This is a genomic window from Acidovorax sp. 93, assembly GCF_003633835.1.
Classification (GTDB): Bacteria; Pseudomonadota; Gammaproteobacteria; order Burkholderiales; family Burkholderiaceae_C; genus Acidovorax; species Acidovorax facilis.
Genome location: NZ_RBIT01000001.1, coordinates 2501899 through 2521313, shown reverse-complemented (window position 1 = coordinate 2521313; position 19415 = coordinate 2501899). Strand labels below are relative to the sequence as shown.

19 protein-coding genes are annotated in these 19415 nt (G+C 67.0%); 13 read left to right on the top strand and 6 right to left on the bottom strand.

Annotated elements, in window-relative coordinates; all coding sequences use genetic code 11:
- The first annotated feature begins 10 nt into the window (after positions 1–10).
- Together C8C93_RS11495 and C8C93_RS11490 are read left to right on the top strand one after the other, a co-directional pair.
- A complete protein-coding gene (locus C8C93_RS11495) occupies positions 11–748 on the top strand; it encodes an SDR family NAD(P)-dependent oxidoreductase (protein ID WP_199727018.1) in 738 nt (245 codons plus the stop codon).
- Positions 749–943: 195 nt separating this feature from the next.
- A complete protein-coding gene (locus C8C93_RS11490; RefSeq protein ID WP_121506980.1) occupies positions 944–1972 on the top strand; it encodes a phosphotransferase enzyme family protein in 1029 nt (342 codons plus the stop codon).
- A gap of 28 nt (positions 1973–2000) precedes the next feature.
- On the opposite strand, the gene map is transcribed toward C8C93_RS11490, so the two are convergent.
- The 4 genes from map to C8C93_RS11470 form a co-directional block, all read right to left on the bottom strand.
- Entirely contained in the window at positions 2001–2798 is a 798-nt protein-coding gene (map, locus tag C8C93_RS11485) for a type I methionyl aminopeptidase (protein ID WP_121506979.1), read from the bottom strand.
- Entirely contained in the window at positions 2798–3052 is a 255-nt protein-coding gene (locus tag C8C93_RS11480; protein ID WP_121506978.1) for a ParD-like family protein, read from the bottom strand. Before C8C93_RS11480 ends, map begins: the two co-directional genes overlap by 1 nt.
- Before the next feature lie 131 nt (positions 3053–3183).
- Positions 3184–4068 carry an alpha/beta fold hydrolase gene (locus C8C93_RS11475; protein WP_121506977.1) on the bottom strand — a complete coding sequence of 295 codons (885 nt, stop codon included), beginning with the start codon at positions 4066–4068 and terminating at the stop codon, positions 3184–3186.
- 29 nt (positions 4069–4097) lie between these two features.
- Positions 4098–4898 carry an SDR family oxidoreductase gene (locus C8C93_RS11470; RefSeq protein ID WP_121506976.1) on the bottom strand — a complete coding sequence of 267 codons (801 nt, stop codon included), beginning with the start codon at positions 4896–4898 and terminating at the stop codon, positions 4098–4100.
- 107 nt (positions 4899–5005) lie between these two features.
- Here C8C93_RS11470 and C8C93_RS11465 point away from each other — a divergent pair, with 107 nt between their 5' ends.
- Complete coding sequence (locus C8C93_RS11465; RefSeq protein ID WP_121506975.1) at positions 5006–5953, top strand: GlxA family transcriptional regulator; 948 nt, start codon at positions 5006–5008, stop codon at positions 5951–5953.
- 136 nt (positions 5954–6089) lie between these two features.
- Here the strand turns inward: C8C93_RS11465 and C8C93_RS11460 are convergent, their stop codons facing one another.
- Complete coding sequence (locus C8C93_RS11460; RefSeq protein ID WP_121506974.1) at positions 6090–8024, bottom strand: sigma-54-dependent Fis family transcriptional regulator; 1935 nt, start codon at positions 8022–8024, stop codon at positions 6090–6092.
- A 280-nt stretch (positions 8025–8304) separates the two neighbouring features.
- Here C8C93_RS11460 and C8C93_RS11455 point away from each other — a divergent pair, with 280 nt between their 5' ends.
- The 9 genes from C8C93_RS11455 (at position 8305) to C8C93_RS11415 (ending at position 17538) form a co-directional block, all read left to right on the top strand.
- A complete protein-coding gene (locus C8C93_RS11455) occupies positions 8305–9780 on the top strand; it encodes a benzaldehyde dehydrogenase (protein ID WP_121506973.1) in 1476 nt (491 codons plus the stop codon).
- Positions 9781–9853: 73 nt separating this feature from the next.
- Entirely contained in the window at positions 9854–10621 is a 768-nt protein-coding gene (locus tag C8C93_RS11450; protein WP_121506972.1) for a coniferyl-alcohol dehydrogenase, read from the top strand.
- A gap of 15 nt (positions 10622–10636) precedes the next feature.
- Entirely contained in the window at positions 10637–11560 is a 924-nt protein-coding gene (locus C8C93_RS11445) for an alpha/beta hydrolase (protein ID WP_121506971.1), read from the top strand.
- A 155-nt stretch (positions 11561–11715) separates the two neighbouring features.
- Positions 11716–12636 carry a transporter gene (locus C8C93_RS11440; protein WP_199727017.1) on the top strand — a complete coding sequence of 307 codons (921 nt, stop codon included), beginning with the start codon at positions 11716–11718 and terminating at the stop codon, positions 12634–12636.
- Between the two features lie 31 nt (positions 12637–12667).
- Positions 12668–14011, top strand: a complete 1344-nt coding sequence (locus C8C93_RS11435) for an ABC transporter substrate-binding protein (RefSeq protein WP_121506970.1) — start codon at positions 12668–12670, stop codon at positions 14009–14011.
- Positions 14012–14016: 5 nt separating this feature from the next.
- Positions 14017–14793, top strand: coding sequence for an ABC transporter ATP-binding protein (locus C8C93_RS11430; RefSeq protein WP_233559356.1), 777 nt, complete (start codon positions 14017–14019; stop codon positions 14791–14793).
- Positions 14790–15593, top strand: a complete 804-nt coding sequence (locus tag C8C93_RS11425) for an ABC transporter ATP-binding protein (protein ID WP_121506969.1) — start codon at positions 14790–14792, stop codon at positions 15591–15593. The genes C8C93_RS11430 and C8C93_RS11425 overlap by 4 nt, the downstream gene beginning before the upstream one ends.
- Positions 15590–16489, top strand: coding sequence for a branched-chain amino acid ABC transporter permease (locus C8C93_RS11420; protein ID WP_121506968.1), 900 nt, complete (start codon positions 15590–15592; stop codon positions 16487–16489). The genes C8C93_RS11425 and C8C93_RS11420 overlap by 4 nt, the downstream gene beginning before the upstream one ends.
- On the top strand, positions 16486–17538 hold the full coding sequence (locus tag C8C93_RS11415) for a branched-chain amino acid ABC transporter permease (protein WP_121506967.1): 1053 nt from the start codon (positions 16486–16488) through the stop codon (positions 17536–17538). Before C8C93_RS11420 ends, C8C93_RS11415 begins: the two co-directional genes overlap by 4 nt.
- A gap of 98 nt (positions 17539–17636) precedes the next feature.
- Here the strand turns inward: C8C93_RS11415 and C8C93_RS11410 are convergent, their stop codons facing one another.
- On the bottom strand, positions 17637–18518 hold the full coding sequence (locus tag C8C93_RS11410; protein ID WP_121506966.1) for a LysR family transcriptional regulator: 882 nt from the start codon (positions 18516–18518) through the stop codon (positions 17637–17639).
- A gap of 121 nt (positions 18519–18639) precedes the next feature.
- On the opposite strand from C8C93_RS11410, the gene C8C93_RS11405 reads away from it, so the two are divergent.
- A complete protein-coding gene (locus C8C93_RS11405) occupies positions 18640–19335 on the top strand; it encodes a class I SAM-dependent methyltransferase (protein WP_121506965.1) in 696 nt (231 codons plus the stop codon).
- Positions 19336–19415: the final 80 nt, after the last annotated feature.

The window sequence follows — 19415 nt, the reverse complement described above, 5'->3', positions numbered from 1 at the left end:
GAACCGCGCCATGTCTCAAGCACAACCCGCCGCAATGCCGTTCACTTCTTTGCAATCGCTGCCTGATGGCTACCGCGCCCTCGTCATCGGCTCCACCGGTGCCATCGGCAGCGCCTTCCTCGCCCACCTGCAGGCCGACCCGCGCTGCGCCCTGGTCGTGGGCCTGGGCCGCCACACCCACCCGGCGGTCGATCTGGACGACGAAGCCACCATTGCCGCCGCCGCCCAGCAACTCAAGGCCCAGGGGCCGTGGCACTGCATCATCCACGCCGCAGGCCTGCTGCACGGCCCCCACGGCATGCCTGAAAAGCGTTTGGGCCAGTTGAACTACGCGCAGATGGAGGCCACCTTCCGCACCAACACCTTCGGCCCCGCGCTGGTGCTGGCCCACTTTGCCCCGCTGCTGCCCAAGCAGGGGCGCGGCGTGCTGGCTGTGCTCTCGGCCAAGGTGGGCAGCATTGGCGACAACCGCCTGGGCGGCTGGTACAGCTACCGCGCCAGCAAGACCGCGCTCAACATGCTGGTAAAAACAGCGTCCATCGAAGTGGCCCGCACCCACCCGCAGGCCGTGCTGGTGGCGCTGCACCCGGGCACCGTCAACTCGGCCTTGTCGGCCCCGTTCAATGGCGCGGAGATTGGCCGCCCGGCAGCCGATGCGGCGGGCGACATGCTGCGGGTGCTGGATGGGTTGCCGGTGGAGGAAACGGGGTGCTTTTACGCCTACAGCGGCGACAAGCTGCCGTGGTGATGGCGACGTGGAGTGCTATGGTTTTGATACCGATGGTGCAATACCAGCGGGCGGTAGCAGCCATTTCAAGCAGTTTCTCGTGATGTAGCTGTTTTCCCGCTAGTACCAGCCTGGGAGGCAGCGACAACGTCTGGGTGCAAGCCCATCGAACCACGTCGCACGGGTGTTTCATGCTTCATCCATGGAGAATGCCGCATGCTTTCACCCACCTCCCGTGACCTCAACCTGGTCGTCTCCCACACCACAGCCGCTGCCTCTGCCGTGAGTGTGTGGGTGGCGCAGCACTACGGCCTGCCAGTGCAGCAGTGCTACCTGATCCGCCGCAACCTCAATGACAACTACGCCGTGCGGGCCACGGACGGCAGCCGCTATGTGGCGCGGCTTTGTGCCATCCGGCCGCGCGGTGCGTTCAATGTGGATTTTGAAGTTGCGCTGCTGGCCCACCTGCACGCACAGGGTGTGGGCGTGGCCACGCCGGTCCTGGCTGCGAATGGTGCTGCCAGCGTTACCCTGCCGTTCCCTGAGGGGCCGCGTGCGCTGGTTCTGTTTCGCCACTGCGACGGCGTCGTGCCCGATACGCCAGAAGAGCTGCACCTGACTGGCGCCACGCTGGCCCAGATTCACAGTGCTGCGCAAAGCTACGCAGGCCCCGCAAGCCGCTATGTGCTGGACGGCCACCATCTGGCAGGCCGCACGCTGGACTACCTTGCCGCCCATCCTGATCTGTCCCCCACCGTGCTGGATGCCTACCGGCAACTGGTTGGGCGCCTTCTGAGCGAGTTGGCTGATGTTGAGGGCACCCTGACCCGCGTGATGTGCCACGGCGACACGCATGGCTTCAACAACCATGTGACCACCGATGCCGAGGGTGTGCGGCGCGCAGCCTTCTTTGACTTTGACGACGCCGGGCCAGGGTTCCTGACCTATGACCTGTGTGTGTGGCTGTGGTCGAACCTGCCGCGCAAGGCCCCCATGGAGCCCGACGAAGCCTTGCTCAAGCGCTGGCAGCAGTACCTGGCCGGCTACCGCGCAGGCGGCGGCCATATCACCGATGCCGACCTCGCCGCCTTGCCGCTCTTCGTGCAGTTGCGGCACCTGTGGAACATGGGGGAGGGCGTGGCGCGCATCCACCACTGGGGCGCCAACATGATGTCTGCCGACTGGATCAAGAAGCAGCTCGATGTGATGGCCGCTTGGGCCCGTCTGGAGCTGCCACCCGGCTGATGCGGCAATCTCCTCGTGCAGGCCATCCCTAAATCGCAGGGTAGCTGCCCGTGCCCCCCGGCCATGCTGTCAGCACCTCAAAGCCGCTGTCTGTCACCGCCACCATGTGCTCCCACTGGGCCGAGAGCGAGCGGTCCTTGGTCACCACCGTCCAGCCATCGGCCAGCTCCTTCGTCTCGCGCTGGCCTGCGTTCAGCATCGGCTCGATGGTGAAGACCATGCCCGCCTCCAGCCGCAGCCCCTTGCCGCGCCGCCCGTAGTGCAGCACCTGCGGCTCATCGTGGTACACGGTGCCAATGCCGTGGCCGCAGTATTCGCGCACCACGCTGAAGTTCTCGCGCTGCGCCGCGGTGGCAATCGCATGGCCCACATCGCCCAGTGTGGCGCCGGGTTTTACCTCGCGGATGCCTGCGCACAGCGCCTCGTACGTGGTGCGCACCAGCCGCTGGGCCAGCACGCTGGGCGTGCCCACGCAGAACATGCGGCTCGTGTCGCCGTACCAGCCGTCTTTTTCCACCGCCACATCAATGTTCACGATGTCACCCTTCTTCAGCATCTGCTGGGGCGAGGGGATGCCGTGGCACACGACATGGTTCACCGAGGTCAGCACCGTCTTGGGGTAGCCCAGGTAGCCCACATTGGCAGGCCGCGCGCCCTGCACATTCACGATGTGGTCGTGGCACAGGCGGTCCAGCGCTTCGGTGGTCACGCCCGGCACCACATGCGGCTCGATCATCGCCAGCACCTCGGCCGCCAGTTGTGCGGCCCGCCGCGCCATCACCAGTTCTTCGGCCGAGCGGATCGGCACCCCACCACCGCGCGCCATCAGTGCTTCCCGGCGGGGCGTACCCCCGCTTTGTCCAGCTGCGCTGTGGCCGCCAGCGCCACGTCCAGCCCGCCCGCCAGCTCTGCCCGCACGAGAAGCTGGCAGATTTCGCGGTGGTCCAGGTCGGGATACATCTCGGTCAGCATGCCCACCCGCATCCAGTGCTCTGCCTGGGAGTTGATGGATCGGCTGAGTGCGCCACTGGCCACGCGCAGGTTTTCGTGCATCTGGTCGGAGATTTTGACTATGCCCATGGTTGACTCTATATAAAATATATACGAATTGTATATGTTTTGTATGGTGTCGATCCAGCGGCACCCGCGTGTTGGCGGTGCCGAAACTTGTGCGGGCAGCATCTGCCTGCGGTCTTCGAAACGCACTTGGGTCAGGCCACGTCGTTCAACACCTTCGCAGCGACGTCCGGCCGCTCAAGAACGATGAAGTGGCCGGCGCCAGGCACCTGGACAAACTCGGCCGCGGGAAGAAATTGCTTGTTGGCTTGCCGGTCCGAGGGCCTCGACCAATCCTTCTCTCCGTAGATGAGGTGGATGGGTGCCTTGACCTCGGGGTAGCGGGCGCGGGCCGCGATGAGGCTGGGCAGGTTGCCGTACACCGCGCGGGCGACGACCGGATAGCCAGGCCGACGTCCGACCTTCAACAGTTCATCGAGGTAGTCATCGCGCAGAGCGGCTGTGTCGCCGAGCCCCCCATGGAGCACGGCGCGCACGATCGGCTTGGGTTGGACGCCCGCGATGGTCTTGCCGACAACCGGCGCCAGCGCGCCGGTCACGACGAACCGGGCCAGCAGGCTGGACCGCGCGATGCCGCCCGCATAGTCATAGGCATTGATCGCCACAACCCGCCGCACTCTCTCGGGCAGATCGGCTGCGGTGGTGAGGGCGAGCGTGGCTCCCATCGACTCACCAAGCAGCGTGACGTCGCGCAGGTCGAGCCGGGTGATGAGGCTCTTGACCGCCCCGCGCATGGCCGGCTCCTCGTAGGAAGCGCCCGGCACGATCTCCGAGTAACCCATTCCAGGGAGATCGAGGGCATACACGGTGTACCTGTCTTTGATGAGAGGGATGAGGTGACGGAAGTGCTCGGCCTGCGTACGCACGGTGTGCAGCAAGACGAGGGCTGGCCCCTTTCCGCCGGAGAGATAGCGCAAGCGCCCGGGGCCTCCCTTGCCTGATTCCAGCGGATCGAGAAAGTGCGCCTCGGTTCCGGGGATCTTGATGGTGGAGCGTGAATCGTTGTTGGTGCGTTGCATAGCGGGCTTCTTTGAGTTTTCAGAGGGTCTTAACGCAAGGGCTGGTAGCGCGACGCTGCTTCGTTGCTCGACAGGTGGGGCGCCATCGCCTTGCGTGCGCCTTCGTAGGCATCCCAGAGGGCGCCGTCATGCAGCGCAGGAAGCGTCACCAACTCGCCGCGCTCGAAGCCCTGCAAGGCGGCATCCACGAGGTCTTCGGCACGCATCACGATCTGCGCCGGCAGGTGCTCCACAGGAAGGCCGCCGCGTGCCCAGAACTCGGTGGCCGTCGCACCCGGCAGCACGGCCTGCACCCGCACACCCTTGCCGACCAACTCGTGCTGCAGCGATTGACTGAAGGCCAACACGAAAGCCTTGCTGCCGCCATACACGCCATTCAAGGTTTCCGGCGAGACGGCCACGATGGAGGCGATGTTGATCAACGCACCGTTGCCGCGCGCCACGAAGCCGGGCACCGCCGCGTAGCTCAGCCGGGTCAGCGCCGTGACGTTGAGGTCGATCATGCGCGCCATCTGGTCCACGTCGCTCTCCAGAAGCGGCGTGTGCGTGCCGATGCCGGCGTTGTTGACCAGCAGGGTGATGCTGGCATCGCGCTTGAGCTTGTTCTCCACGCTGCGCAGCGCCACCGGATCGTTCAGGTCGGCGGGGAAGACCTCCACTGCGCGTCCGTGGCGGCTGGTGATCTCCGCGGCCAACGGGTTCAAGCGTTCGCGGTTGCGGGCAACGAGGATGAGGTCGTAGCCGCGCTGCGCCAGGCGGTCGGCGTAGAGAGCGCCGATGCCGGAGGAGGCTCCGGTGATGAGGGCGGTGCCCAGGTTCGTCTGAGTCATGGTGGTAATCCGTTTGTGGTTGCGATGGAGCGAATTTTGTGCTGCTTGGCATCTGGCGTAAATGACGCTTATAGTCACGTTTTATGCCATCGACTTCGGAGAAAACAATGCACAAGATCGGCTACGTCCTGCCGGCCGGCTTTCAGGTGATGGCGCTGGCCACGCAGGCGGTGTTCGAGTTCGCCAACGTTGTGGCGGGCGAACCCTTCTACGAGGTGGCTTGTCACTCGATGCCTGGCGGTAGCGTCAAGGCATCGCTGGGCATGGCCCTGCAGACGCGTCCCTTTACCGCACGCAGCACGGCCGATACCTGGATGGTGGTCGGCGTGCTCGACCCGTTGGCCACGCCCTCGCCGTCAGACCTGCTGCATGCGCTGCGAAAGTGCAGCGCTCGTGCGCGTCGGACCGTGGGGCTGTGCACCGGGGCCTTCGTGCTGGCCGAGGCCGGCTTGCTGGCGGGGCGACGCGCAACGACCCACTGGGCTTATGCAGACGCACTGCAGCAGCGGCATCCCAATATCCAGGTCGAGCCGGACCGCATCTTCATCGCCGATGACCCGATCTGGACCTCGGCCGGCATGACGGCGGAACTGGATCTGGCGCTCGGCCTCGTCGAGAAGGACCTGGGCGACGACGTGGCGCGAGCGGTGGCGCACCGGCTGGTCATGCACCAGCGCCGCTCGGGCGGCCAGTCCCAGCATTCGGAAATCCTGAACCTCGCACCGCGCTCGGACCGCATCGCGCGGGCGCTCGAGCATGCCCGCAGCCATCTGGCGCAGCCGCTGAACGTGGAAGAACTCGCTGCGGCCGCAAACCTCAGCCCGCGCCAGTTCAGCCGTGTGTTCACGGCCGAGACCGGCCAGTCGCCAGCCAGGGCGGTAGAGCGTCTGCGCGTGGAGGCGGCGCGCTTGATGATCGAGCGCAGCCGCCATCCGCTGGAGGTGGTTGCGCGCGAAACGGGTTTTCGCGACCGGCGCCATCTTCGCGAAGCGTTCATGCGTGGCTTCGGCAAGCCGCCTCAAGCACTCCGGCGCGACGCGCGGGTGGGATCCTGAAGCGGGTCGAGAAGAAGGCGGCAGTCCGCCATGCACCGATCAAACGCCATCGCTGGCCCTGGGCAAGCACTTTGACGGCAGCGCGCCAGGTGCCCCGCGGCCCGTTACTGTTGCGCGTCCCTCGCGTCGCCCATGCTCAAATGCCAAACTTCTTCAGCCGATACGCCATCGTCGCCCGGCTGATCCCCAGCAGCCGCGCCGCTGACGCCACATTGCCCCCCGCGCTGTGCAGCGCCTGCCGCAGCAGCTGTTCCTCGGCCTGATGCAATGGCGCGACCGTCGGTATGGTGGCGGGTGTCGGGGTCCAACTGGAGGCGGGCTGCGAGTGTGCTGAGTTCTGCGGAGCAACCGCCCCTGCAGCAACTTCGCGCTGCGCTTGCCCTGTTGGATGCAGCGTTGCCGTGCTGTTTGGATTCAGGTGCAGTGACATCACCCCCCCGCCACTTTGCTCACCCCCCGCAAACAGATGGTGCGGCTCAATCGGTTCGCCATCCGTCGCCAAAATCACCGCCCGTTCAATCAGGTTCTGCAGCTCGCGGATGTTGCCGGGGAAGGGGTAGTGAAACATCGCCTTCACGGCCGCCTGGCTAAAGCCGGGCACCTGCCGCTGGTGCTTGCGCTGGTAGTGGGCCAAGAAGTGGCTCATCAGCAGGGGGATGTCGTCGCGCCGGTCGCGCAGCGGGGGCAGGTGGATGGGGAAGACGTTGAGTCGGTAGAACAGGTCTTCGCGGAACGTGCCTTCGCGCACGGCCTGGCGCAGGTCCACGTTGGTGGCGGCCACCAGGCGCACGTCCACGCGCACGGTGCGGGTGCCGCCCACGCGCTCCACCTCGCCTTCTTGCAGGGCGCGCAGCAGCTTGCCCTGGGCTACCAAACTCAGCGTGCCGATTTCGTCGAGGAAGAGGGTGCCGCCGTGTGCGCGCTCAAACCGGCCGGGGCGCGATGTGCCTGCGCCGGTGTAGGCGCCGCGCTCCACGCCGAAGAGTTCGCTCTCCACCAGCGTCTCGGGGATGGCCGCGCAGTTGATGGCCACAAAGGGCTGGCTGCTGCGGGGGCTGATGCGGTGGAGCATGCTGGCAAACATCTCCTTGCCCACGCCCGATTCGCCGGTGAAAAGCACCGTGGCGGCGGTGGGTGCCACGCGCTGCAGCATGTGGCAGGCGGCGTTGAAGGCGGATGAGGCGCCGACCATGGTGGCGCTTGCCGTGGGGTCGGCGGCGGGGCCTGCGTGGCTGGATGCCGGTGCCTTGCCCGGCGGCACGCCCAGGTAGGTGGTGCGGGCCTTGCCCTGTGCCCCTGCGGGCATGGAGGTGGGCAGCGAAGCGGGCGGGGTGCCCACAAAGTCCTGGGCGTTCAGGTAGAACAGGTCTTGCTCGGGGTCGTCCCACAGTTCGGCCGATTTGCCCACCACGCGGCAGTGCGCGGCGCCGGAGGATCTGCAGTCCACCTCGCGAAAGACGATCATGCGGCCGAACAGGGTGCTGACGTAGCCTGTGGCGTAGCCCACCTGCATCCAGCACGCGGGCGAGCCGCCCACGCCATAGGCGGCGATGTGCTCGTCGTCTTCGCTGGAGTTGTGCCAGAGGAACTCGCCGTCGTATTCGCCCAGCTCGGCGTTGTAGCGGGCGTGCACCACCTCCACCTGCACCACGCCCTCCAGCGCGTGCAGGCGGGTGCCCGCCATGGCGGCTGCGGTGGGCTCGGCATCGGGCCACTGCTGGCGCACCAGGCGGGCGTCGCGCGCGCCGCTCACATAGCCCGCGCGGGTCAGCAGGCCGCGTGCCTTGTCCAGGCCAATGCTGTCGATCAGCTCGCGCCGCAGCGAGCCCAGCGCTTCGGAGTGCAGCAGGATCATGCGCTGGTCTTGCAGCCAGATACGCCCGTCGCCGGGGGAGAAGAACAGGCATTCGCTGATGTCGGCCACCGTGGGGTGGGTGTGCTGGCTGATGCCATGGGTGTCGAACCCACCCAGGGCGCGGGGGGCTTCGGCAGGCACGGTGCCCAGCAAGGCCTGGCCTTGGCCCACGGCGGTGCGGTGCAGGTCGGCCAGAGAGACGCGGCGCTTCGGCATGGGGGCCTCCGGTTGTGGATCAGAAAGTGATCAAAAAGTGATCATTTGATCAATCTTTGTAGTGCCATTTGTTTATGAATGGTAACTATTTGGTGGCAAAAAGTCGCCCGTGCCAGCCATGTTTTGGCCTAGGGAAAGTCCGTAGCGCTCCCTCTCAAAAAGCCCGTTTTTCAGGCGTTTTGGGGTTTGGTGGCAGGCGGGGCTGGTACGCCCGTTGCAATTTGAGGTCACACCGCCGCAGCCATGCGGTGGGTTTTGATTTCAACCAAGGAGCAATGCAATGGGTGTTTCAGAAAAACCAGGCCTGCTGGACAACCGCCTGTGGGCGGGCAAGGCCTTTGATGGTGCGTGGTCTACCGTGCTGAGCACGGCGCGTGATGCGCTCGAGCCCGCCACGGGCCAGGTGTTCAGCCGCGTGGGCATTGCCAGTGCGGCAGACATGCAGGCCGCCATTGGCCGTGCGCAGCAGGCGCAGGCCGCATGGGCGGCCACGGGGCCGCGCGAGCGTGCGGCGGTGTTCCACCGTGCGGCCAGCATTTTTGAGCAGCACTTTGACGAGCTGGCAATGACAGTCGCCCGCGAAACCGGCGGCATCGTGCCCAAGGGCCAGCACGAGGTGCGCGAGGCCATCACGCTGTGCCACCTGGCTGCAGCCCTGCCCATGCAGGCCCAAGGCCAGGTGCTGCCCAGCACGCCGGGGCGCCTGTCGATTGCGCGGCGCGTGCCGCACGGGGTGGTGGGGGTGATCTCGCCATTCAACTTCCCGCTCATCCTGGGCTTGCGCTCGGTGGCCCCGGCGCTGGCGCTGGGCAATGCGGTGGTGCTCAAGCCCGACACGCGCACGCCAGTGAGCGGTGGCTTCATCATGGCCCGCGTGTTTGAAGAAGCGGGCCTGCCCAAGGGCCTGCTGCAGGTGGTGCCCGGCGATGCCGAGGCGGGCGAGGCGCTGGTGGTGGACGAGCGCGTGCCCATGATCGCCTTCACCGGCTCGCCCACGGTGGGCCGCCGCATTGGCGCGTTGGCCGGGCAGCATCTCAAGAAGGTGTCGCTGGAGCTGGGCGGCGCCAACAACCTCATCATTCTGGAAGACGCCGACCTGGACGCCGCCGCCAGCGCCGCCGCGTTTGGCGCGTGGTTCCACCAGGGGCAGATCTGCATGGCATCCAACCGCATCCTGGTGCACGAGTCGATTGCCGAAGGCATCGTGCAACGCATGGTGGGTAAGGCCACGCACCTGCCCGTGGGCGATGGCGCCAGCGGCCAGGTGGCCCTGGGGCCGATGATCGACGCCAAACAGCTGCAACGCTTCGACAAGCTCATCAAGGACAGCGTGGCCCAGGGCGCCAAGCTCGAAGCGGGTGGCACCTACGAAGGCCTTGGCTACAAGCCCACGGTGCTCTCGGGCGTCAAGCCCGGCATCCGTTCGTTTGACGAAGAGCCTTTTGGCCCGGTGGCCAACCTCGTCACCTTCCGCACCGACGACGAGGCCGTGCAACTGGCCAACACCAGCCAGGGCGGCCTGGCGGCTGCCGTCATCAGCCCTAGCGTGGGTCGCGCCATGGCCATCGGCCAGCGCCTGCGCGCAGGCATGGTCCACATCAACGACCAGACGGTGAACGACGAGTGCACCAACCCCTTTGGGGGCCCTGGCGTGGGTGGCAACGGGGGCAGCGTGGGCGGGCCTGCCGACATTGATGAATACACGCAGTGGCAGTGGATCACCGTGAAGGACGCGCCACCTGCATTCCCGTTCTGACATCGCAAGCCCTCGGTGCGGTTGGGCCGCTCCGAGGGCTTGTGCCCCCCACAAAAATCAGGAGACAACTTTCATGACCCTACACAACAAAACCATCGTCGTCACCGGCTGCTGCTCCGGCATCGGCGCAGACTTTGCCAAGCTTGCCCGCCAGCAGGGCGCCCGCGTGATCGGTGTGGACCGCAATGCGCCCACGCTCACGCTCGACGGCTTTGTGCAGGTGGATTTGGGCGACCCGGCCGCCATCAACGATGCCGTGGCGCAACTGCCTGCCAAGGTGGATGCGCTGGCCAACATTGCGGGCGTGCCGGGCACATCGCCCGCCGAGCTGGTCGGCCGCGTCAACTACCTGGGCCTGCGGCACTTCACACACCGCGTGCTGGAACGCATGGGCGAGGGCGGCTCCATCGTCAATATCTCTTCCATCCTGGGGGCCGAGTGGCCGCAGCGCCTGGAGCTGCACCGCGCACTGGGCGCCACTACCAGCTTTGAAGCAGGCGCCAAGTGGCTGGCTGCGCATCCCGTGCCGCAGGAGACCTGCTACCAATATTTCAAGGAAGCGCTGATCGTGTGGACGTACACCCAGTCGCAAAAGATCTTCATGGAGCGCGGCGTGCGCATGAACTGCGTGGCCCCCGGCCCGGTGTTCACGCCCATCCTGGGCGACTTTGTGCAGATGCTGGGCCAGGAGCGGGTGGAGAAAGACGCCCACCGCATGAAGCGCCCGGCTTTCAGTGACGAAGTGGCGCCGGTGATCGCCTTCCTGTGCAGCGACGCGGCACGCTGGGTGAGCGGCATCAACCTGCCGGTGGATGGCGGGCTCGCCTCCACCTACCTCTGAGCGAAGGGGCCACACATGTCCGCACAACAGCTTGAGGCCATCTTGCAGATGGCCGCGCAAAACCCGCCGCCACCACAAGCCACCCCCGCGCAGCTGCGTGCGTGGTTTGACGCCAGCAACTCGCGAATGCCCTTGGCCCAGGGGCTTCCCATCCAGACGCTGCGCATCCCCAACGGGGCGGGCGGCACCATGGCTGCGGAGTTGCTGAGCACGCCGCAGGCGGACCCGCGCAGGCTGGTCATCTACTACCACGCGGGTGGCTTTGTGTTCGGCTCGCTCACATCACACCGGGCGCTGTGCTCGTACCTCGCGCAGTTCAGCGGTGCACAGGTGCTCAACGTGGACTACCGCCTGGCGCCGGAACACCCCGCGCCCGCCGCGCACGACGATGCTCTGGCGGCCTACCAGTGGGCGCTGGCCAACGGCTATGCCGCTTCGGCCATCGCGCTGATGGGTGACTCGGCGGGCGGTAACCTGGCCTTGTCCACGGCGGTGCGTGCCCGCAACCAGGGCTTGCCCCTGCCTGCGGCCATCGTGGCCTTGTCGCCCGCGCTGGACCTGGCGTCCGAAGGTGCGTCCCACCACACGGTGGACGACCCGTTCATCACGCGCGAGCTGATGGGCTTTTTCAACGCCATGTACGTGCCGGGTGGCGATGTGCGTTCACCCACGGTCACCCCGTTCTACAGCGCCGATCTGCAAGGGCTGCCCCCTGTGCAACTGCAAGTGGGCGGCTGGGAACGCCTGCGCGACGATGCCGTGACCATGGCCGCACGCCTGAAGGCGGCGGGTGTGGCGGCGGACTGCACCGTGTGGGACGGCATGGTGCATTGCTGGCAGCTGTTTGCGCCCGCGTTGGATGAAGCGCTGGCCTCGCTGGAGCAGGCGGGCCGGTTCATTGCCGCGCACCAGCGCACGGCGGTGGCGGCTGCTGCATAGCGCAGCGGCGTCCTCCAACCCCAACCACCCCAAGGGCCGACGCATTGGCCGCGCCCCACCGGCACAGGCCGGGGCGCGAGCCTGCGCGCCACCCAGCCATGGCCTGCGCGGAGCCACAGAAAACCGATCGACATAACAACGAGGAGACAAACGACATGAAAACACTGGAGAGACTGAAAGCATCGCCCCCCAAGACAAGCCGCCTCGCCGCGCTGGCCCTGGCCAGCACGCTGGGTGCAGCGGCGTTCGCCACCGAGGGCGGGGGCTCCACCTACCCGCTGGGCACTGAGAACTTCGTGGCAGGCGCTGCGCCGCCGCCCGGGCTGTATGTGCTGGAGTACGTCAACTACTACACCACCAGCCGCGTGAACGATGGCCAGGGAAACGCCGTGCCCATCCCCGGTTTCAAGGTGCGGGCCGCCGCCGCTGCCACGCGCCTGATCTGGATCACCCCCCAGCAGGCGCTGGGCGGCCATGTGGCGGCCCACGCCATCTTCCCGCTGGTGGATCTGTCGGTGCGCGCCGGGGGCGCGAGCGATTCGCGCACCGGACTGGGCGATGTGACGGTGGGGGGCTCGGTGGCCTGGCACCACTCCCCGCAGCTTCACAGCGTGCTGGGGCTCGATGCCGTGCTGCCCACCGGGGCGTATGACCGCACGCGCCAGGCCAACATTGGGCGCAACTACCTGTCGCTGCAGCCCCTGGGCGTGCTGACCTGGATGGACCCCAGCGGCTTCAACGGCGACGTGAAGGCCACCCTCAACTTCAACCGCACCAACAGCGACACCAACTACCGCTCGGGCCGTGAACTCATCGTGGACTACGCCGCAGGCTGGGGCCTGGGCAATGGCTGGGTAGTGGGTGTGGGCGGCTATGTCTACCGGCAGTGGAGCGACGACAAGGTGGGCGGTGTGGCGCTGGCGGGATCGCGTGGCCGCAGCCAGTCCATCGGCCCCTCGGTGCGCTATGCCAATGGCAAGGGCTGGCTCATCACCGCCAAGGTGGAAAAGGAGTTCGGCGTGCGCAACCGCGCCCAGGGCTCGCAGTTCTGGCTCAAGACCACCATCCCTTTCTGAACCCCGCAACCGATCGCTGGAGAACTTCACCATGACAACCAACACCCCTGAATCCACGGTGCCCGCCGCAGACGCTGCGCAGGCCGCATCCCCCACCATCTCGCGCCGTGGGCTGATCGCTGCTGCAGGCGCTGGCAGCCTCGCACTGGGTGCCCGCCCGCTATGGGCCCAGGCCGCAGGCGCCGCGCCCGTGCTCAAGGTCGGCTTCATCAGCCCACGCACCGGCCCGCTGGGCGCGCTGGGCGAAACCGACACCTTCATCCTGGCACAGGTGCGCAAGACGCTGGCGGCGGGCCTGACCATTGGCGGCGTGAAGTACGCGGTGGAGATTCTGGACCGCGACACCCAGTCCGACCCGGCCCGTGCCAGCCAGCTGGCCAAGGCGCTGATCAACAGCGACAAGATCGACCTCATGCTGACCACCACCACACCCGAAACGGTGAACCCGGTGTCGGATGCGTGCGAGGCGGCGGGCGTGCCCTGCCTGTCTACGGTGATGCCGTGGGAGGCCTGGTACTTTGGCCGGGGCGCCAAGCCCGGCGCGCCATCGCCCTTCAAGTGGACGTACCACTTCTCGTTTGGCGGAGGCAGCTTCACCACGTCGTACACCTCGCAGTTCGCGGCGTTGCCCACCAACAAGAAGATTGGCGTGCTGTACCCCAACGATGCCGATGGCAACGCGATTCGCGCCACGTTGGCGCCTGAGCTGGCCAAGGCGGGCTTCACCGTGGTGGACGCCGGGCCGTATGAGAACGGCACCACCGACTACTCAGCACAGATCGCCAAGTTCAAGGCCGAGCGCTGCGAGATCTTCAACACCTTCCCCATTCCGCCAGACTTCGCCACCTTCTGGCGGCAGGCGGCGCAGCAGGGCTACACGCGCATGGTGAAGATTGCGCAGATCGCGAAGACGGGCCTTGTGCCCTCGCAGGTGGAGGCCCTGGGCCTGCTGGCGCTGAACCTAGGCGCTGGATGCTTCTGGCACAAGAGCTTTCCCTACGCGTCAGCGCTCACAGGCCTCACGGGCGTGCAGCTGGCCGATGCGTATGAGGCCAGCACCGGCAAGCAGTGGACACAGATGCTGGGCTCCACCATGTCGCTGTTCGATGCAGGCACCGAGGCGCTCAAAGCCAGCACCAACCCCCGCGACAAGGCGGCGCTGGCCAAGGCCATCAGCACGCTCAAGGCCACCACCATGCAAGGTCCGGTGGACTTTGCCAAGGGGCCTGTGCCCAACGTGTCGGTGACACCGGTGGTGGGCGCGCAGTGGGTCAAGCCCGCAGCGGGCAGCAAGTTCAAGCTCGACCTCCTCGTCACCGAGAACGCCACCGACCGCAACATCCCCGTGGCGGCGGCGCTCAAGTCCTACAGCTGATCTCCATGCGACATCCACAACCCCTTTGGAGCCCGTCAGCGGGCGGGCCGCAGCAGCAGCCGTTGCTGCTGCAGGCGCAGGGCATCGACATGCGGTTTGGTGCGCTCAAAGTGCTGGACCGGCTCGATTTTTCAGTGGGCAGTGACGAGGCCGTGGGCATTGTCGGGCCCAACGGTGCGGGCAAGACCACGCTGCTGAACGTGTTGGCCGGAGCGTTTGCGCCAAGCCAGGGCGCCGTGTGGTTCCAGGGTGTGGATGTGAGCGCCCGCAGCGCGGCAGACCGCTGCCGTGCAGGTATTGCGCGCACCCACCAGGTGCCTCGGCCGTTCCTGGGCATGACGGTGTTTGAAAACGTGCTCACCGGCGCCACGCATGGCGCGGGCCTGCACGCCCGCGATGCGGGTGACCGGGCCATGGAGTGCCTGCGCCTGTGTGGCATGGAGGCGCTGGCCAACCGCCGTGCAGAGACGCTGGGCCTGCTCGGCCGCAAGCGGCTGGAGCTGGTGCGGGCGCTGGCCACCGGCCCCCAGGTGCTGCTGCTCGACGAGATCGGCGGCGGGCTGACCGATGCCGAGGCCAGTGAACTGGTGGACCTGGTGCGCACCCTTCGCAGCCAGCGCATCGCCATCGTCTGGATCGAACACATGGTGCATGTGCTGCTGCAGGTGGCCACACGCCAAGTGTGCATGGATGGCGGACGGATCATTGCCAGCGGCGACCCGCAGGCCGTGCTGAGCGATGCGACCGTGGTCGAGGCCTATCTGGGCGGGGTGGTCGCATGAGCGCGTTGTTGAGCATTGAGGGCCTGAACGCCCACCACGGGCAGCTGCCTGCCGTGCGCAATGTGTCGCTGCAGGTGCACACGAGCGACGTCCTGGCCCTGGTGGGGGCCAACGGCGCGGGCAAGACCACGCTGCTGCGCACGCTGGCCGGTGCCCACCGCGCCAGCAGCGGCACGGTGCGGTGGGAGGGCGTGGACATCACCCGCCTGCCCGCCCACCAGCGTGTGGCTGAGGGCCTGGCCCTGGTGCCCGAGGGGCGGCGCCTGTTTGCGGGCATGACCGTGCGCGAAAACCTGCTGGTGGCCCGCGCGGCGGGCCGGCGCGGACAGTGGAGTTTTGACACCGTGCTGGACGCTTTCCCGCAGCTTGCGCCGAAGCTGAACGCCCGCGCGGGCGAGCTGTCGGGCGGGCAGCAACAGGCCGTGGCCATTGGCCGCGCGCTCATGACCAACCCGCGCGTGCTGCTGCTCGACGAGGTCTCGCTGGGCCTGTCGCCCCTGGCCGTGCAGGGCGTGTACGACGCGCTGCGTGGCGTGGTGGGGCAGGGCACTACGCTGGTATTGGTAGAGCAGGATTTGCAGCGCGTGCAGGCCGTCGCCAGTCGCATTGTCTGCATGCTCGAAGGCAGTGTGGTAGCCGATGCGCCCGCCGACCAGCTCACCCGTGCGCAGATCACCGCGTTTTACTTTGGCGCGCAGCGGCCTGAAGCTGCGCCCGGCAGCCACGCCACTGGCAATGCCGATGGCGAAGCTGCCAACCACGCGATCCACTTCCACCCCGCCCACAAGGAGGCCGCATGAACCTTCTCAATCAGATCGTCCAGGGCCTATTGCTCGGCGGCTACTACGCCTTGCTCGCCTGCGGCCTGTCGTTCATGTTCGGGGTGATGCGCATCATCAACCTGGCCCACGGCAGCCTGACGGTGGTGGCGGCCTACCTGCTGTGGGTGCTGGCCGAACCGATGGGCTGGCATCCGCTGCTGGCCCTGCTGGCGGTGGTGCCTGCCATGGCACTGCTGGGCTGGCTGCTGCACAAGCTGGTGCTGGAGCGCAGCGCGCGCCTGGGCGCGCTGGTGCCCCTGCTGGCCACGTTTGGCCTGGCCAGCATGATCGACAACGTGCTGTTCCAGCACTTTGGTGCCGACACGCGTTCGCTGGCCACCTCCATCGGCACGCTGGCCTATGACAGCTGGGAGCTGCCCGGCGGCCTGTATGTGGGGCAGTTGCCCACCCTGGTGCTGGTGCTGGCGGTGCTGCTGCTGGGCGGTCTGCACGCCATGCTGGCGCACACGGCGCTGGGGCGGCAGATCCTCGCAGCGTCGGAAGACGCCGACACCGCGCGCCTGGTGGGCGTGCGCACCGGCACGGTGTTCGCCGCGGCTTCGGCCATCACCATGGTCACTGTCACGCTGGCAGGGGCGTCGCTGGCCCTGCGCGCCACGTTCGATCCGTTCTCAGGCCCGCAGCAACTGATCTTTGCGTTTGAGGCCGTCATCATCGGCGGCGCCGGATCGCTGTGGGGCACCTTGCTGGGCGGTGTGGTGCTGGGCGTGGCGCAGAACCTGGGGGCGCAGGTGCATCCCCAGGGGTTTCTCATCGCCGGGCACGCCACTTTTTTGGTCATCCTGCTGGCCCGGCTCTACGCGAGCGGTGCGCTGCGCAGGTTCTTCTCCTCCCGCCGCAGGGCTGTGCCATGACTGTTCCAACGATCTCTGTTCCCTCCGCAATCACGGGCCCATCCCCATGGGTCATCCAGCGATGGACGCGCGCGTCCATCGCCTTCGCCAGCGCCACCGTGCTGCTGCTGGCCGTGCTCTGCCTGGGGCCGCTGTGGCTGCAGGCGGGCACGGTGGACCGGCTCACTACGTTGTTCATCTACGTGATCCTCGCCGTGATGTGGAACGCGCTGGCGGGCTACGCCGGGCTGGTGTCGATTGGCCACCAGGCGTTCTTTGGCCTCGGGGCCTACGCCATGGTGCGGCTGGCCGATGCGGGCCTGGGCCCGTACCCGGCGCTGCTGGTGGGTGCTGTGCTGGTGGCCTTGGTGGCGGTGCCGCTGGCGGCTTTCATGCTGCGCCTGCAGGGCGGCGAATTTGCGATCGGCATGTGGGTGGTGGCCGCGCTGGCCCACCTGTGTGTGAACCTCGATAGCTTGGTGCAGGGCGAGACGGGCACCTCGATGATCGCGCTGCAGCAGTATGCGGCCGACGACCGGCGTGCCTACACGTATTGGGCCGCGCTCGCCGCCATGGCAGGGCTGTGCTGGGTGGTCTTCCTGCTCCTGCGCAGCAAGGTGGGCACGGCCGCGCAGGCCATTCGCGACAACGAGGTGGCAGCCATCTCGCTCGGTGTGCGTGCGGTCGCCATCAAGCGGCTGGTGTTTGTGCTGTCGGCGTTTGGCTGCGCCCTGGCGGGCGGCCTGTGGCTCGCCACGTCCATCAGCTTTCAGCCCAAGACCTATTTCAGCGTGCAGTGGACGGCCTACATGATCTTCATGGTGTTGGTGGGGGGGATAGGCACCATGGAAGGCCCCATCCTCGGCGCGCTGCTTTTCTTTGCGGTGGAAACGCTATGGGGCGGGCAGGGCGTGCTCTACCTCATCGGCCTGGGCGCCATTGCCATGCTGTTTGCGCTGTTTTTGCCCAGGGGCATATGGGGGGCGGTGCAGCAGCGCTGGGATGTGCACCTGCTGTCGGCGGGGTACCGGGTGCGTCTAGGCACGTCGCACACGGTGGATGGAGGTTAGGGCCTCTTCGCACTGGCGAAAAATAGTGTGAACAGAGGCCCTAGTCCACGGCAGGGCCGGGCGCGCGAAGGGCCGCGCAGAGGCGCAACGGCGCGCCCTCAGTCCTCGCCCTGCAAACCCTCGGCGAGCGCCTCAAACACCACCCGAATCCGCCGCGAGGTGCGCAGCTCGCGGTGGGACACCAGCCAGATGGGAAAGCGCACTGGCGGCAGGTCGTCCAGCACCCGGACCATGCCCGGCGTCTTGCGCGCGATCTCGGTCATCATGGCGCCGATGCCCATGCCCTGGCACACCAGCGCCCAGTGGGCCACGGTGTGGTCGGAGTAGCAGCTGAAGTTGTCCTCGCTCAGGTTTAGCCCGTGCTGGCGCAGGTACGCCAGGTATTGGCCATTGCGGTCTGAGCCCACAAAGGGCAAGCGTGCGGCCTCCTGTGCGTTGCGTGGATGGCCGTGGGCCTGGACCCAGTCCTCTGAGGCGTAGAAGTAGGCCTGTGCCTCACGGATCAGGCGAGCGATCAGGTCGGGCTGCTCGGGCTTGACGTGGCGGATGGCAATGTCGGCCTCGCGGCGCAGCAGGTCGCTCAGCGCGTTGGACGAGATCACTTCGACGGCAATGCCTGGCTCCTGCGCGCGCAGGCGCTGCACGATGGGCGGCAGCAGGTAGGCGGCCACGGCGTCGGTGGCCGACACCGACACCACGCCCCCTACCGCTTGCGACCGCCCGCTAGCCGCCAAGCCCAGCGCCTCGGCGGCAGCGCCCATGGCGCGGGCGTGTTCCAACAGGTCCAGCCCCGTGGGCGTGAGCACCATGGCCTTGCCCACGCGCTCGAACAGCGTCACCCCCATCTGCTGCTCAATGGCGGCCACCTGCCGGCTCAGGGTGGGTTGGGTCAGGCCCAGCTTGCGCGCGGCGGCAGACAGTGAGCCGGTCTGGGCCGTTTGCAGAAAGGCTTTTAGCTGATTCCAGTCGAGGTTATCCATGCGTAAACGTATATGTTCACTGCAATTTACCGCAGTTTCCTGCGCTTCAATGCATGGATAGCATCCGGGTGTTGCTCCTTCCTGCATTCCACCGCGTCAGCACTTCCCCCGAACCGTATCCATGTCTTTGCCCGCCATTGCTCCCGCCTCCAGCGCTTCTCCCTCTGCGGTCCGTTCGGCTGCGGCGTCCCAAGCGCGGTTCTGGGACCGCATCGCGCCCAAGTATGCAGCCGACCCCATTGCCGACCTGGCGGGGTATGAGGCCACACTGCAGCGCGTGCAGGGCCTGCTGTCCACCCAGCATGACGTGCTGGAGATTGGCTGCGGCACGGGCAGCACGGCGCTGCGCCTGGCACCTTTCACCCGCAGCTTGCTGGCCACCGATGTCTCGCCCCAGATGATTGCCATTGCCCAGCAGCGGCTGGCCGCGCAGCCCTCGCCACAGCTGCGTTTTGCCGTGGCCGACGCCGAGGCAGAGGCCTTTGGGCACGGGGCGTATGACGCGGTGCTGGCCTTCAACGTGCTGCACCTGGCGAGCGACCTCGACGATGCGCTCAAGCAGGTGGTGCAGGTGCTGCGGCCGGGTGGGTTGCTGATCTCCAAGACAGCTTGCCTTGCCGAGATGAACCCGCTGATTCCCTACCTGGCCGTGCCGCTGATGCGCGCCATTGGCAAGGCCCCGCCCGTGCTGTGTTTTGGCGAACAGCGGCTGCAGTCGGCCATGGTGCAGCAGGGCCTGCAGATCGTCTGCGCCGAGCGGCATGGCACGCGCGGCAAGGACATCCGTGCCTTTGTCGTGGCCCGCAAACCGGGCTGATTTTTCCTCCTCCTTTCACCGCAACGCATGCGGCCCTTTTGGGGACGCAGGGAGTTGTTTTGCCTGCTGGTTCTTGCCGA